The sequence below is a fragment of the Rhodococcus sp. NPDC127593 genome (assembly GCF_042671975.1).
GTDB lineage: Bacteria > Actinomycetota > Actinomycetes > Mycobacteriales > Mycobacteriaceae > Rhodococcus_F.
The window spans coordinates 58,467-72,719 of sequence record NZ_JBHXWI010000036.1; the positions used below are offsets into that span (position 1 = coordinate 58,467).

13 protein-coding genes and 1 pseudogene are annotated in these 14,253 nt (G+C 67.1%); 10 read left to right on the forward strand and 4 right to left on the reverse strand.

The annotated features are described in order from the left end of the window. The first annotated feature begins 6 nt into the window (after positions 1-6). Entirely contained in the window at positions 7-1,341 is a 1,335-nt protein-coding gene (locus ACFVJ3_RS30030) for a PucR family transcriptional regulator (protein ID WP_378455534.1), read from the forward strand. Beyond that, complete coding sequence (locus ACFVJ3_RS30035; protein WP_378455535.1) at positions 1,338-2,051, forward strand: SDR family oxidoreductase; 714 nt, start codon at positions 1,338-1,340, stop codon at positions 2,049-2,051. Before ACFVJ3_RS30030 ends, ACFVJ3_RS30035 begins: the two co-directional genes overlap by 4 nt. 13 nt (positions 2,052-2,064) lie before the next feature. Here ACFVJ3_RS30035 and ACFVJ3_RS30040 read toward each other — a convergent pair whose 3' ends face one another. Beyond that, on the reverse strand, positions 2,065-2,862 hold the full coding sequence (locus tag ACFVJ3_RS30040) for an SDR family NAD(P)-dependent oxidoreductase (RefSeq protein ID WP_378455536.1): 798 nt from the start codon (positions 2,860-2,862) through the stop codon (positions 2,065-2,067). 122 nt (positions 2,863-2,984) lie between these two features. Between ACFVJ3_RS30040 and ACFVJ3_RS30045 the strand changes: the two genes are divergently transcribed. Beyond that, positions 2,985-4,025, forward strand: a complete 1,041-nt coding sequence (locus tag ACFVJ3_RS30045) for a phosphotransferase family protein (RefSeq protein WP_378455537.1) — start codon at positions 2,985-2,987, stop codon at positions 4,023-4,025. Positions 4,026-4,035: 10 nt separating this feature from the next. On the opposite strand, the gene ACFVJ3_RS30050 is transcribed toward ACFVJ3_RS30045, so the two are convergent. Next, positions 4,036-5,028, reverse strand: a complete 993-nt coding sequence (locus ACFVJ3_RS30050) for an NADPH:quinone oxidoreductase family protein (protein WP_378455538.1) — start codon at positions 5,026-5,028, stop codon at positions 4,036-4,038. An 18-nt stretch (positions 5,029-5,046) separates the two neighbouring features. Further along, complete coding sequence (locus ACFVJ3_RS30055; RefSeq protein ID WP_378455539.1) at positions 5,047-5,499, reverse strand: MaoC family dehydratase; 453 nt, start codon at positions 5,497-5,499, stop codon at positions 5,047-5,049. A gap of 151 nt (positions 5,500-5,650) precedes the next feature. Here ACFVJ3_RS30055 and ACFVJ3_RS30060 point away from each other — a divergent pair. From ACFVJ3_RS30060 to ACFVJ3_RS30070, 3 genes and pseudogenes are all read left to right on the forward strand, one after another. Further along, a pseudogene (locus ACFVJ3_RS30060) lies at positions 5,651-6,891 on the forward strand (acyl-CoA dehydrogenase family protein). 129 nt (positions 6,892-7,020) lie between these two features. Beyond that, positions 7,021-8,313 carry an MFS transporter gene (locus tag ACFVJ3_RS30065; RefSeq protein WP_378455540.1) on the forward strand — a complete coding sequence of 431 codons (1,293 nt, stop codon included), beginning with the start codon at positions 7,021-7,023 and terminating at the stop codon, positions 8,311-8,313. Next, a complete protein-coding gene (locus ACFVJ3_RS30070) occupies positions 8,310-9,326 on the forward strand; it encodes a hypothetical protein (RefSeq protein ID WP_378455541.1) in 1,017 nt (338 codons plus the stop codon). The genes ACFVJ3_RS30065 and ACFVJ3_RS30070 overlap by 4 nt, the downstream gene beginning before the upstream one ends. A gap of 49 nt (positions 9,327-9,375) precedes the next feature. On the opposite strand, the gene ACFVJ3_RS30075 is transcribed toward ACFVJ3_RS30070, so the two are convergent. Then, a complete protein-coding gene (locus tag ACFVJ3_RS30075; protein WP_378455542.1) occupies positions 9,376-9,927 on the reverse strand; it encodes a TetR/AcrR family transcriptional regulator in 552 nt (183 codons plus the stop codon). Positions 9,928-9,972: 45 nt separating this feature from the next. Here ACFVJ3_RS30075 and ACFVJ3_RS30080 point away from each other — a divergent pair, with 45 nt between their 5' ends. The 4 genes from ACFVJ3_RS30080 (at position 9,973) to ACFVJ3_RS30095 (ending at position 13,827) form a co-directional block, all read left to right on the forward strand. Next, complete coding sequence (locus ACFVJ3_RS30080; RefSeq protein WP_378455543.1) at positions 9,973-10,488, forward strand: thioesterase family protein; 516 nt, start codon at positions 9,973-9,975, stop codon at positions 10,486-10,488. A 394-nt stretch (positions 10,489-10,882) separates the two neighbouring features. Beyond that, the gene (locus ACFVJ3_RS30085; protein WP_378455544.1) at positions 10,883-11,677 is read left to right on the forward strand and encodes an enoyl-CoA hydratase-related protein; all 795 of its coding nucleotides are present in this window, start codon (positions 10,883-10,885) and stop codon (positions 11,675-11,677) included. A gap of 88 nt (positions 11,678-11,765) precedes the next feature. Continuing rightward, positions 11,766-12,902, forward strand: coding sequence for an acyl-CoA dehydrogenase family protein (locus tag ACFVJ3_RS30090; RefSeq protein ID WP_378455545.1), 1,137 nt, complete (start codon positions 11,766-11,768; stop codon positions 12,900-12,902). 28 nt (positions 12,903-12,930) lie between these two features. After that, the gene (locus tag ACFVJ3_RS30095; protein ID WP_005250892.1) at positions 12,931-13,827 is read left to right on the forward strand and encodes an SDR family oxidoreductase; all 897 of its coding nucleotides are present in this window, start codon (positions 12,931-12,933) and stop codon (positions 13,825-13,827) included. Positions 13,828-14,253 lie beyond the last annotated feature (426 nt).

Consider the following 14,253-nt stretch of genomic DNA (forward strand, 5'->3'; position numbering starts at 1 on the left):
CGTGTGATGCCCACCTCCGACGAAGGCACCGGTCGTAAGCACCTTCCACTCAGCGCGTTGGACGAGCTTCTCGACGACGCCGCGGTGGCCGTCGACTGCCTGTCCGCGATCGTCCGGGTCTGTTCGGAGGCCACCGGCAAAGCAGTAACCCTCTTCGACCGCCAGGGACACGTCGTCGCGTCCGCCCGGCCCGATGCCGGCAGGCAGACGACGTTCCCACCACTGCGCGAGATCGTGCGCGAGCACGCAACGACCCCGACCAGTGCGGAACCCGTGCTGTTGCCCGCCGAACTCGGCACCGGGTTGTCGCGGCGGAAGATCCTCAGCGCGATCGTCGAACGCGGCGAACACCTCGGATGGCTCGTCGTCGACGAACAACCCACGCCGTTCCATCCCACGGACGAGTACGTGACCCTCCGCTGCGCCCGCCGCATCGGCGCGCAGTTCCTCACCCAGCGTCGCATCACCCGGGTGGCCTGGAATGCGCGGTCCGCACTCGCCCGCCAACTCGTTCGCGGCTCCGGCGCCTGGGCCGATCTCGCGGCCGGTGCCGAATACCTCGGCGTGAACGTCCACGCCCGCCGGTCCCTGGTGTATGTCCGCGAATCCGACGGAACACCCGAGGATCTCGACCGCTCCCTCGCCGAGCACACCGAGCGTGCTCTCGGCATGGAGGTGTTGTCGACTCGGGGTTCGGAGGGAATCCTCCTGCTCATCGAGGCACCGGAGCACGTCGCGTCCCCGACCGTCGTCCGGCGCATCACCGCGACCCTCGAGGCGGCGGCCGCCGAACTGAGCCCGACGGGAGGTCTGATCGCCGGGGTGTCGTCCGTGTACGAACCCGATTCGTTCACCCGCGCCTACCGCGAGGCACGGGAGGTCGTGCGCTGCATCGACCGTTTCACTCACGGAACAGGGCATCGCGTTCTCGCCGTCGACGATCTGGGACCGGCCCGACTTTTCCTCGCGAACGGCGAGATCTCCGCCATCCGACACTACATCGACGACATGCTCGGCCCCCTCCTCGATGACGACGCGGCATCGACCGAACTGATTCGCACCCTGGCAGTGTGGTTCGAGCAGAATCGCGGTATGCGCCGCACCGCCACCCGTCTGGGTGTGCACGAGAACACGGTGCGCCTCCGGTTGTCGCGAGTGCACGCCCTCACCGGCCTCGATGTCACCGGTGACGCGTCTCATCAATTGAGCATCCATACCGCGCTTCTCGTCCTCCGACTTCGTGACCATCCGGCCTTCCACGTCGAAAACCGCTGCGCCGAAGCGGAATGCGACGACACTGTACGCATCGATGCACTGCCCGACGAACGGAGATCCGCATGACCGACCCGCACCGCCGCAAGGCACTGGTAACCGGTGCCGCACGCGAGGGCGGTATCGGTAAGGCCATCGTCGCCCGGCTCGAAGCCGACGGGATGGAGGTGGTCACGCTCGACCGTGCACCCGGGTGCACGTACCAGGCCGACATGTCCGCCGACGAACTGCCGCCCCTCGACGACATCGACGTCTACGTGGCCAATGCGGGTCTGACGACGATGTTCGGTGCCGCACACAGTCTGTCGATCGACAAGTGGCGGAAGGATCTCGACGTCAACCTCACCGGGACCTTCCGCGTGCTCCAGCAGTGCCTGCCGGGGATGCGCGAACGGCGGTACGGCCGCGTCGTCGTCATCTCCAGTACCGCAGGCACGCAGGGCATGCCGGCCCAGGTGTCGTACAGCACCACGAAGGCGGGCCTGCTCGGTCTGGTGAAAACCGTTGCGGCCGAGAACGTCGCCCTGGGCATCACCGCCAACGCCGTCCTGCCCGGAATGACGGCCAGCTCCGGCATCCTGTCCATGCCTCAGGACATCCAGGACGCGTGGCTTGCATCGATGCCCAACGGATTCGTCGACCCGGCCGACATCGCGGATGCCGTCGCGTTCTTCGCCTCCCCCACCGCTCGCAGCGTCACCGGCCAGTTCCTCACCGTCGACGCGGGCGACGGTCTCAACACCCGCACGGTCACCTCCTCGGTGGCGCAGCACCGATAGCGTCCGCGCGTGCTCAGTTCACCAGCACACCGCCGTCGACGGGCAAGCTCACCCCGGTCAGATACGCGGACGCGTCGCTCGCCAGAAACACCACCACCGCGGCGATGTCCTCGGGGTCGCCGATGCGTCCGAGGGGAATCCGGGCGTCGATGATCTTGCGCTTGTAGTTCTCGGTATAGTGCTCTGTCGCCTCGGACGGAAAGACACCCGGCAGAATCGCATTCACCCGGATTCCGTTCGGCCCCAGTTGCGCGGCGAGGTCGCGGGTCAGCCCGAGGACGGCGGCCTTGCTCGCGCTGTACGCGGCGGCGGGCATCTTCGCCGTCGTCAGCGCCATGACGCTGGAGACATTGACGATCGAACTGCCGCGACCCATCACCCGCGCGCACGCCTGGATCATCCAGTAGGAGCCGTGCACGTTCACGTCGACGACCGACCGGAAGTGGTCGGGCGGATCCTCCGTCACGTGATGGTATTCGCCGCCGGTGCCGGCGTTGTTGACGAGGACGTCCACCCGCCCGAATGCCTCGACGGCGGCTTCGACGAGGCGATCACACTGGTCCACCTGCGTCACGTCGGTCTCCACCGCCACCACGCGGGGGTTGTACTTCCGCACCTGCTCCGCGGTCGCGGCCAGTTTGTCGCCACGCCGCGCCCCGAGGACGACGTCGGCACCCGCCCGAGCCAGCGTGAGCGCGTACGCCACTCCGAGACCGGACGACGCCCCGGTCACCACCGCGACCTTGCCGTTCAACGAGAACCGCTCCAGCCCAGCATCGTTCCGGGACCGATATCCGCTGATCGATGTCATAGGGAAGCTTTACCACGCACCGAAGGCCATCCGAAGCGACCACCGAGGGGCCACTGTGGATTTCTTCAGCGACAGTCGTGCGTGTGTTTGCGGTACCGGCCGACCGACCCGATCGTGGAGACGTGACGGAATTCGACGTGAACACGCTGACCACACGAGCGACGGCGGCCGCGGGTCGCCGATGGCCGGGAGCCGTGGTGTCCGCGCCGTCGGCGCTGCCGGGTGGGGTGTCGAGCCTGACCTACCGGGCCACCCTGACACGGCCGGGCCGGCCCGACACAGACGTCGTCCTCAAGATGGCACCGCCCGGACTGGAACCGGTCCGCAACCGCGACGTGCTCCGGCAGGCGCAGATCATCCGCCTCCTCGGAACGACGCCCGGCGTCCGCGTCCCCACGATTCTCTTCGAGGAGGACGGGACTCCCGAACGCCCACCCCTCTTCGCGATGACTCTCGTCGACGGGCAGTCCTACGAACCGCTGCTCGACGTCGCCGACTCGCCGCCCGAACCCGACACCGTCGCCGCCCGCGCCCGCGCGGCCGCCGGGATGCTCGCGCGGATGCAGATTCTCGACCCCGTCACGCTGGGTGTCGGGAACGAACCGGTTGTCCCGGTCGCGGACGAACTCGCGCGCTGGCACCGTCTACTCGACACCGTCGACGACGGCATCGTGCCTCGCCACGCCGAACTGCATGCAGCGCTGGCGGACCGGATCCCGGCACCGGTCGCTCCCACTCTGCTGCACGGCGACTACCGACTCGCGAACATGCTGTTCGCGGGCGAAGACCTCGCCGCGATCATCGACTGGGAGATCTGGTCGGTCGGCGATCCCCGCACCGATCTGGCATGGTTGCTGATGCACACCGACCCGGCGCACCGGTTCCGGCGGTCCCGTCCGGCGGCCGATGTCGCGGCCGGCGCCGGGATGCCGTCCCCCGGCGAACTCCTGGCGGCCTACCGCGCCGAGCGTGACGTTCCGGTTGCCGACCTGGACTGGTTCCTGGCCTACTGCTACTACAAGACGGCGTCGACGATGTCGGTCTTCGTCAAGCGCAACCGAAGGCGGCCCGCCCCGGACCCCGCCCTGGTCGTCGCCGCGGAAAGCCTCGCCGACGTCGTCGAACGCGGACTGGCCGTGTTCGGCGCCCCGGCGGTTACCTGAGCCTGTGCCGTCAGGCCGGCGGCACCACCTCGACGACGACCTTGCCGAGCGCGGCCCGGTCGTCCAGCGCGCGCAGTGCGGCCGCCGCCTGTTCGAGCGGGAACGTCGCGCCGACATACGGACGTATCCGCCCCTCGGCGGCCAGTGATTCGACGGCGTCCCGGACCATCCGCAAAGTCCCGGGATACTCGGTTTCCATGTTGTCCATGGTGATTCCCGTGACGGTGAGGTTGCGGTGGAGCAGACGGTTGACCTTGACGGTGGGGATCGAGCCACCGGTGAATCCGACGACGACGAGCCTGCCGCCCTGGCGTAGTGCACGGAGGGAGTCGGTGAACCGGTCACCGCCCACCGGGTCGATCACCACGTGCACACCGCGCCCGTCGGTGAGACCGCGCACCTCGTCGAGCCACGGCCCGTCCGACCGCACCACCGCATGCGCTCCACACTGGCGCGCGACCTCTTCCTTCCGGTCGCTGGAGACCACGGCGATTGCCTGCACACCGAACGTCTCCGCGAGATCGAGGGCCGCGGTGCCCACCCCGCCCGCGGCGCCGTGGACGAGCACGTACTCGCCCGGCTGAACCTGCGCCCGGTGGAGTGCGTACCAGGCCGTCGAGTAGTTCATGTAGAGCGCCGCGCCTTCGACGAACGACATCGACGCCGGGATCTTCACCGTGTATTCGGGCAGTGCGAGCGCACGGTCGGCGAGGGCCCCGTGCCAGACGATTCCCCCGACGCGGTCGCCCGGCCGGAAGTCCGCGTCTGCCGGCGCCTCGACCACGACACCCGCGTACTCGCTGCCGCACACGTACGGGGTCGGCACACCGTTCTGGTACTTACCCCAGGTCTGCAGGGGGTCGATGAACGACAACCCGGCGGCGTGCACGTCGACGAGCAGTCGCTGCCCCTCCGCCCGGGGGTGGGCGCCGCGCGGTTCGGGTATCTCCACCAGCGTCGCGGCCTGCGGACCGGTGAGCTCTTCGACGACGACTGCACGCATGGGCGTCTCTCCTTCTGTTCAGTGGAAGTAGGCCACGACCGCGTCCGCGACGCAGGCTGCCTTGTCGTGACCGTCGATCTGGAAGGTCTGCCGGATCGTGAATCGGTATCCGCCCTCGATCGGTCGCGCGTCGAGCAGTCGCGCCGTCATGCGGATCCGGGAACCGACCCGGACAGGGTTCAGGAACCGCACCGTGTCGAACCCGTAGTTGAGCCCCAGCGAGTGCCCGGTCATCTCGAAGATCTCGTAGAGGAACTTCGGCCCGAGGGACAGCGTGAACAACCCGTGGGCGATCGTGCCGCCGAATCCTGCCTCGCGACCCCGCGCGGGGTCGAGGTGGATGCGCTCGAAGTCGTCGGTGTCCCGCGCGAATGCCGTGATGCGGTCCTGAGTCACGTCGTACCACTCCGTCGTGCCCAGATCGGCGCCGACCTTGGCGACCAGTTCGTCGATTCCGTTCAGCTTCAGCATGGCCGCATGCAACCACGGCGACCGCGACGTCCACAGGAAGAGCTGGTTCGGGCACTGGAGAAATCAACAGTGCCGCGCCTCGCGGCCCTCGCCGTGCGTCCAGGTGCTCCCTACCGTCCGACACATCGGATCCCGAATCGGAGGACGCCCCATGGACTGGACCATTCCCGACGACGTGCAGCAGTTCGTCACCGACCTCGACGCGTTCATCGATCGCGAGATCGCACCGCTCGAGGCCAAGCACCCGCAGTTCTTCGACCACCGACGCGAGTACGCCGCACCGACTGGGAACGGGACGGGTTCCCGAAGCAGGAATGGCGCGAACTGCTGCTCGAGGCCCGGCGTCGCTCCGACGCCGCCGGGTTCTTCCGGTTCCCGTTGCCGCAGGCCCTCGGCGGGAACGACGGCAGCAACCTCGCGATGGCCGTCGTCCGCGAACACCTCCTCACCCGGGGCTCCGGTCTGCACTTCCCCCATTCCGACGAGGCATCGGTGGTCGCGAACCTGCCGCTCGCCCTCGTGCTGCACGAGTACGGCACCGACGAACAGCGGGAGCAGTACCTCGAGCCGCTGATCCGCGGCGACATCGAGATCGCGTTCGGCCTCACCGAGCCCGGACACGGCAGCGACGCGACGTACCTGGAGACGTCGGCCCGACGAGAGGGCGACGACTGGGTCATCAACGGGGCGAAGCGCTTCAACAGCCTCGTCGACTGCTCCGAGGTCGACCTCGTGTTCGCCCGCACGTCCGGGCAGGCTGGCAAGGCGGACGGGATCACCGCGTTCCTGGTGCCGACGAACGCGCCCGGCTTCACTGTTCCCTTCAACCACTGGACGTTCAACATGCCCAGCGACCACTCCGAGGTCCATCTCGACGACGTGCGGGTCCCAGGAAGTGCCGTGGTCGGGGAAGTCGGCCGCGGCCTCGACTGCGCGCAGCTGTTCGTCCACGAGAACCGGATCCGGCAGGCTGCGTCGTCGCTCGGTGCAGCGCAGTTCTGCATCGACGAGAGCGTGAAGTACGCGCAGGAGCGCGTCGTCTTCGGGAAGCCATTGCACGAGCACCAGGGCATCCAGTGGCAACTGGTGGAACTCCAGACCGATGCGGAACTGATCCGCAACACGATCTACAAGACCGCGGCGATGATGGACGAGCTCGGGAAGACGGCCGTCACCGACAAGGTCGCGATGGTGAACCTGCGGAGCAACCAGCTCGCCTGCCGGGCGGCCGACCGCGCCATCCAGATCCACGGCGGCGTCGGATACTCCCGCCACAAGCAGTTCGAGCACATCTACCGCCACCACCGCCGCTACCGCATCACCGAGGGCACGGACGAGCTGCAGCTGCGCCGCATCGCGAGCAGGATGTTCGACTTCTCGTCCCATCGCTAGTCACCCTTTTGGACTGTCCTTTACTTTGGCCTGTCCATATGGTGTTATCTGTGACGGAGACCACTGCCGGTGGGTTTCCTGCGCGGCATCGCCGCCCCCGACTACCGATATCAATCGACAGGAGCTTCCATGAGCGCAGTCGGCACGACTGAGTTGCAGGCGCCTACGCGGCATCTGAACCGCTGGTGGTATGTGGTGACAGGCTTTCTGACTCTGTTGTTCGGCACGACCGCGGTCAATGTCCTGTTCAACATCCTGGGCAAGCCGATGACCGAGGAGTTCGGCTGGGAACGAAGCGTCATCAGCAACGGCCTGTCCATCGAGACGGTGCTGGTGGGTATCAGCATCGTCATCCTGGGCTTCCTCATCGACCGGTACGGTCCCAAGATCCCCTCGGTTCCGATGTCGCTGGCGTTCGGAATCGGCCTGATGCTGATGTCCGCCCTGCCGAACAACCAACTCGCCTTCTACCTGCTCTGCGTGGTGATCGGAGCCGGAGCGGGCGCCGTGAACCCGGTCGCGCACTCGACCGTGGTGAGCGCGTGGTTCCAGGACCGTCGCGGCATGGCGTTGGGCATCCTCATGGCGGGCCTCGGCTCGTGCGGGGTGCTCATGCCCTATCTGGCGAACTGGATGCTCGGCATCGGCGGATGGCGCATGGCGTTCCTGGTCATCGGCGCCCTGTGCACGGTCATTCCGGCCGCGGTCTACGCCTTCGTCACCCGGATGCCCGCCGAACACGAAGCCGAGCGCAAGGCCGCGCGTCTGGAAGGCCGGATGGCCGGGGAATCGCTGCTCACCGTGGCGAGGAAGTACCGGCAGTTCTGGCTGCTGTCCGTCGCCATCTTCCTGGTGTCCTCGGCGACGTTCGGCCTGATGTCCCAGGTCGTGCCCATGACCACGGACAAGGGCATCAGCCAGGGCACCGCCGTCTCCATCCTGTCCGTTCTGAGCCTGGCGTCGATCGGCGCACGACTGCTGGTCGGCTACCTGCTGGACCGGTTCTACGCCCCCGCCATCGGCTCGATCATCTTCGCCCTGTGCGGGGTCGGGGTCTTCTTCATGATCACGTCGTCGCAGACCGGTCTGCTGTTCGTCGGCGCGGCCCTGATCGGTCTCGGCCTGGGATCCGAGGGTGATCTCGCCGCCTACATGGTGAGCCGATACTTCCCCAAGCACTCCTACGGCCGGGTGCTGGGATTCATCTACTTCCTCTACGCGCAGGGGTCGGCGTTCGGCATCTTCCTGCTCGGACAGGTCTACAGCGCCACCGGTTCCTACAGTGCCGGCGCGCTGCCGATCATCGTGCTGGTCGGAATCGCCATCGCCTGCCTGCTGATGATGGGTTCCTACCGCTTCACCCTGGACCATCGCGAGATCGGCGCCGACAATGTCACCGTCGAACAAAAGGAGCACGTATGACCGACGGATTTCACGACGCCTTGGTGACTCGCGCCACCGAGGAGATGCCGGAGAAGTTCTTCGACCGGTTCATGTTCAATCTTCATCCGGACGGACGTACCGCGCCGTCCGTGATCCTCGGTGCCGGGGTCTATCCACCCCGGAACGTCGTGGACGGTTTCGTCGTCCTCACCACGGAGTCCGAGCAACGCAACCTCCGCTACTCCACCGAACACTCCGAGACCGACGGCGCCTCCGTCGGACCACTGAGATGGGAGACGGTCGACGACAATTCCACCTGGCGAATCCAGCTGGGCGAGAACAAGACCGGCCTCGAACTGGACCTGCTCTGGCACGCCCGGGCGCCCTACTGGCTCGGGTCGGTGGATGTGGAGAACACCGACGGAAACGTCACCTCATTCGACCATCTGTTCCAGCCCGGCCGGTACGAGGGCACGCTCACACTCGACGGAACCACCACCGACGTCGGTGGCTGGTACGGACTGCGGGACCGCTCCCGCGGGGTGCGCACTATGTCCGGCGGCCAGGGTCTGCACGTCTGGTACCAGGCACAGTTCCCGGACCGCACGTTCGGCTTCCTGCTCGTCGAGGATCGTGAAGGCGGACGAGTCCTGTTGGAGGGCGCCGTCATGCATGACGACGGCCGACTCGACGACATCACCGACGTTCGGCACGACCTGGTGTTCACCGCGGGCAACGACCTCGCCAGTGGCACGGTGGAGGTCGTGACTGCGGGCGGTGCGACCTACCGCATCGGCGCGGACGCCTCCGCCGGCGGCGGCTACATGGCCGGCGGCGGCTACGGCGGGCACCACGGCAAGGTCCGTGGCCGCGATCACGAAGAGTTCGACGTCTACCCGCTCGACGGGACCGTGGGTCCGAAGACTCTCGACTCGGCCCTCACCGACCGTTGCTCCGCGTTCGAGTGGAACGGGCAGACCGGGTACGGGATCTTCGAATTCGCGCTGTCGCGGTCGTCCTCCTACACGTACCGCCCCAGCCTCGCACGATAAGTCGACACCGTCACTGCCCCTGCACCTATCGGTCGGTGCAGGGGCAGTGCTAGTGACGGAAGGCGTCCAGGCCCTCGCTCGCCATTCGCACCATGTGGTCGGCGAGCCCGGCCGTGCGGGTCACCTTGGTGGGCCAGTATGCGATCGAGAAGATCATGCCCAGGCAGGATTGGGTGGCCACGGACACCTCCGCCGGTGAGGCGGCGGGGATGGACCGCGCGACCGCAGCCTCCCAGCCCTGGACGTACCGCTTGCGCCGGCGATTGATCGCCTTCCGCCACGGATCGACCAGCGACCGGTCCTCCCGCTGGCTGACGTTGACGAGGTGGCGGTGCCGGGCCGCGAAGAGGGCATGGTGGCGGATCATCCGCTGGAGATCTTGGTCCGCGTCGTCGAGCACCGGGTCGGTGGCGCCGATCAGCTCGTCCATGGCCTCGTCGAACAGCATGGCCAGAATCTCGTCCTTGCCGGAGAAGTGGCGGTAGATGGCAGGACCACTCAGGCCGGCCCGCGACCCTAATTCGTCGACACTCGTACCGTGAAAGCCCTTCTCGTAGAACAGCTCTGCGGCGGTGTCGAGAATTTTCCGGTTGCGGTCCACCGAGTCATTCTAGCACCTGTTGTTAACGATCGTTATGATGGACCGATGACGTCGCCAGCCGGAATCCCCTCATACCTCCAGGTGGTCGCCGTGCCCCGCGAGTGCGGGCCGGTGCTCGTCCCGTCCGCCTACGAGGACGAGAACGGCCACATGAACATCCGCCACTATTTCGACCTCGAGGCGCAGGCGATCGCCGTCGTCTTCGATCGGATGGGCATCACCGACGACTACCGCGCCACGCGCGGCCAGGGCTTCTTCACCGCCGAGCATCACATCCGGTACTACGCGGAGGTGCACGTCGGCGACCGCGTGTCGGTGCACGCGCGGATCGTCGAACGCTCCGACAAGGTCGTCCACGCCATGGCGTTCCTCGTCGACGACACCACCGAGCGCCTCGCCAGCACACTCGAGGTCACCGCGACCCACGTCGACCTCACCAGCCGCCGGGTCGCGCCCTTCGCGGACGACGTCGCCGACACTGTCGACCGGGAACTCGCCCGCACCGACGTCGACTGGCCCGCCCCCGTCTGCGGTGCGATGGGGATCCGAACCCGGGCCTGAGCGGCGTTCCTTCCACAGCGCCGGGGACAGACGCGCACCTTTTCGGTTCCCGCGCGCGATTTAGGGCCCGACAACGGGTGCGTCCACCGAATAGCTGCGCAACTGTGGCAACCCTCGACGCGATTCCGTTGGCAAAGATGCGAATTCATTGCGTGAGCACCGCCTGAAGGCGCGAGACCGACGACCGCTCGGCGTGCCGAGCCGGGCGACCCGCTTCCGGGCCACATCCTCCTTCTGCAGAGAAATGCGAACTCATCACCGCAGGTGAAAGCCTTTTTCGCGACGCCCCTTGAAAACGCTCGTTATCAGCGCTACCTTCGTCATAAGGTAAGACCAAAAGAACTTCGCGGACGGGCTCCCGTTCCGCGTGCAACAGGAAAGGACCAGAAGGTCGATGAGTGACTTCACGGATGTGACGTACGAGGTCGAGGACGGACTCGCCTGGATCACGATCAACCGGCCCGACCGGTACAACGCGTTCCGCGCGCGGACCGTCGACGAGTTGGTGAAGTCGTTCAAGAAGGCGTGGGGCAGCGCAGAGGTCGGGGCGATCGCGCTGACCGGCGCCGGCGAGAAGGCGTTCTGCTCGGGTGGCGACCAGAAGCAGCGGATGGAGACGGGCGACTACGGCCCGTCCGACAGCGGACTGTTCGAGGTCGAGGCACTGCACCGGGTGATCCGGGACGTGCCGAAGCCCGTGATCGCCGCGGTCAACGGTGTCGCGGTCGGTGGCGGGCACGTGCTGCACCTGCTGTGCGACCTGTCGATCGCCGCCGAGCACGCCATCTTCGGGCAGAACGGCCCGCGCGTCGGGTCGTTCGACGCCGGCCTCGGCACCGGGTACCTGGCGCGGGCGATCGGCGAGAAGCGCGCACGGGAGATCTGGTTCCTGTGCCGGCGCTACAGCGCCGAGCAGGCCCTCGACTGGGGCCTGGTGAACAAGGTGGTGCCCGGCGACCAGTTGCGGGCGGAGGTCCGGGCCTGGGCGGACGAGATCCTGCAGCTGTCGCCGACGTCGCTGAAGGTGCTCAAGCAGTCCCTGAACGCCGACACCGAGCACTTCATCGCGCAGGGCAACATGGCGTACTCCACGCTCAAGCTGTTCGGGGAGTCCGCCGAGGCGATCGAGGGCATCAGCGCGTTCAACGAAAAGCGCAAGCCCGACTTCTCGAAGTTCCGCGGCGCCTGACAGTTGACTTCCGGGCGGCGGGGCTGACTCCCGCCCCGCCGTCCGGCAACTCACGCCCCAGGACCCGTCACAGAGAGCAGTCGCCCACATGCGTTTCACCCGAGAACAACGAGAGTTCGCGGCGGCCGTCCGCGAGTTCTGCGACGCCGAATGCAAGACCCTGCAGCAGCGCGACCTGCTGACCGACGGCGGCGCCCTGGCCAACAGCCCCGTCATTCTCGACAAGTTCGCCGGCCTCGGCTGGCTCGCCGTGTCGCTGCCGGAGGAGTACGGCGGTGGCGGCGCCGGAATGGTCGAGGAGTGCATCTTCCTCGAGGAATCCGCACGCGGCCTCGCCCCCATCACCGCCTACTCCACCGGTCTCACGGCAGCCCAGACCTACCTGCGCTACGGCACCGAAGAACAGAAGCGCACCATCGTCGGCAACATGGCGTCCGGCAAGCTCGAGGCGATCGCCCTCAGCGAGCCCGGTGCGGGTTCCGACCTCGGTGGTGTCCGGATCAAAGCGGAACTGGTCGACGACCACTACGTCATCAACGGGCAGAAGACCTGGATTTCCGCGGCCCACATCGCCGAGCACATCCTCCTCCTGGCCCGGACCGACACGACCGGCAACAAACACCAGGGCCTGACCCTGTTCATGGTGCCGGCCGATACGCCCGGGCTCGAAATTCACGAGATCAAGACCATGGAGGCCCGGACCTGCAACGACCTGTACTTCACCGACGTCGCGGTCCCGGCGAGCGCTGTCGTCGGCACTCCGAACCAGGCGTGGCGTCACCTCATGCGGGGGCTCAGCGTCGAGCGCCTCATCATCGCCACGATGGCACTCGGCGGAGCCCAGCGCTCACTCGACGACGTGATCGCCTTCGTCACCGAGCGCGAGCAGTTCGGTCACAAGATCAGCAGTTTCCAGGCCATCCGTCACCGCATCGCGGATCTCGCCACGGAGATCGCGTTCGCGAAGTCGTTCGTGTACGAGGTGGCCGAGCGGATCGATGCCGGCGAGGAAGACAACCTCAACCGCGAGGGGTCGATGGCTAAGCTGAAATGTACCGAAATCGCGAAGAAGACCGCACTCGAGGCGATGCAGATGATGGGCGGCTACGGCTACACCCGCGAATACGGCATGGAGGAACAGGTTCGCCGCTCCTTGGCTCCGCCGATCTATGGCGGTACCAACGAGATTCAGCGCGAGATCATCAGCAAGAGCCTGGGCCTGTAGCCCTCGTTCCCGACCATAGGACCATCGCATGACCACTTCTCCCTTCGCGTCCGACGCCCTCGCGGGCAAGCGCGTGCTCATCACCGGCGGCGGCACCGGCCTCGGCCGCGGCGTAGCCCGGCATCTCGTCGACCACGGCGCCGAAGTCCACCTGTGGGGCCGGCGTCCCGCGGTCCTCGAAGAGGCCGCGGCGGAAGCGTCGGTCTCCCGGCCGGGCTCGGTCCACTGGCAGACCGTCGACGTGCGCAACGCCGACCTGGTGTCGTCGGCGATGGACGAGATCTGGACGCTGCACGGCCCGCTCACGGGCGTGATCAACAACGCCGCAGCGAACTTCATCGCCCCCACCGAATCGCTCAGCCCGCGCGCCTTCGAGGCCGTCACCTCCACCGTGATGAACGGGTCCTTCAACACCACCCACGCCGCGGGCCGCCGCTGGATCGAAGGCGGCACCAAGGGCGTCGTCCTGTCGACGCTCACCACCTGGGTCTGGAGCGGCTCCGCGTTCGTCGTCCCGTCCGCGATGGCGAAGGCAGCCGTGCACTCGATGACAATGTCTCTCGCCGTCGAGTGGGCGCGCTACGGCATCCGCCTCAACGCGCTCGCGCCGGGACCGATCCCGACCGACTATGCGTGGGAGATGCTCAACCCGACCGAAAAGAGTGCAGTCGGGGCGACCCAGGCCGACCAGGTGCCGATGGGCCGGATGGGCACGATGGAAGAGCTCGCCAACCTCACCATCTTCCTGCTGTCGGATGCCTGCGACTACCTCACCGGCCAGACCATCGCCATGGACGGCGGCCAGATGCTCGCCGGCCCCGGCACTTTCGCCGGTCTGACATCGATGAGCAACGAGGACTGGGCCACCGCCCGGGAGAAGAGCAAGGCCGCCAGCGAAGCCGCGAAGGCGCAGCGCGGAGTCTGACGCCCACCTACGAGGCCTGCCTGCCGGTGACGACTCAGTCCCGGCCGGCAGGCCTTCGCCATGTGCCACTATCCAGCGTCGCCGTCATGCAGGTCGTCGGACGCAATCGATCGGAAAGACATGCACCAGATCACTGCCCGATAGCTTCGTCTTGTCCTTCACGTTCGCCATACACCCGGGCACAGCGACGCGACCCCCTCTCGTCGTTCGTCTCCGGCTGCAGCGGAAGTCCCGGTCGGCGGCCCCGAGAAGCCGGTTCGGGACTGGATCCGCGTCGGCAGGAATCCCTCCTCGCCGCCGGAAACCGCGACGGAGACATACCGATGCTAGGAGCATGGTGACACCGCCACGAGTTTCCGAATGTTCTGAGCGCGTCGGACAACGACCGTATTCGGGCGTCCAATCGAGCGTTTTGCGGCGGTGCAA

What these genes read in the sequence shown, in the direction of transcription:
- ACFVJ3_RS30030 (WP_378455534.1), top strand. Translation starts at nt 7, where the DNA reads ATGCCCACCTCCGACGAAGGCACCGGTCGTAAGCACCTTCCACTCAGC.
- ACFVJ3_RS30035 (WP_378455535.1), top strand. Translation starts at nt 1,338, where the DNA reads ATGACCGACCCGCACCGCCGCAAGGCACTGGTAACCGGTGCCGCACGC.
- ACFVJ3_RS30040 (WP_378455536.1), bottom strand. Translation starts at nt 2,862, where the DNA reads ATGACATCGATCAGCGGATATCGGTCCCGGAACGATGCTGGGCTGGAG.
- ACFVJ3_RS30050 (WP_378455538.1), bottom strand. Translation starts at nt 5,028, where the DNA reads ATGCGTGCAGTCGTCGTCGAAGAGCTCACCGGTCCGCAGGCCGCGACG.
- ACFVJ3_RS30055 (WP_378455539.1), bottom strand. Translation starts at nt 5,499, where the DNA reads ATGCTGAAGCTGAACGGAATCGACGAACTGGTCGCCAAGGTCGGCGCC.
- ACFVJ3_RS30065 (WP_378455540.1), top strand. Translation starts at nt 7,021, where the DNA reads ATGAGCGCAGTCGGCACGACTGAGTTGCAGGCGCCTACGCGGCATCTG.
- ACFVJ3_RS30070 (WP_378455541.1), top strand. Translation starts at nt 8,310, where the DNA reads ATGACCGACGGATTTCACGACGCCTTGGTGACTCGCGCCACCGAGGAG.
- ACFVJ3_RS30080 (WP_378455543.1), top strand. Translation starts at nt 9,973, where the DNA reads ATGACGTCGCCAGCCGGAATCCCCTCATACCTCCAGGTGGTCGCCGTG.
- ACFVJ3_RS30085 (WP_378455544.1), top strand. Translation starts at nt 10,883, where the DNA reads ATGAGTGACTTCACGGATGTGACGTACGAGGTCGAGGACGGACTCGCC.
- ACFVJ3_RS30090 (WP_378455545.1), top strand. Translation starts at nt 11,766, where the DNA reads ATGCGTTTCACCCGAGAACAACGAGAGTTCGCGGCGGCCGTCCGCGAG.
- ACFVJ3_RS30095 (WP_005250892.1), top strand. Translation starts at nt 12,931, where the DNA reads ATGACCACTTCTCCCTTCGCGTCCGACGCCCTCGCGGGCAAGCGCGTG.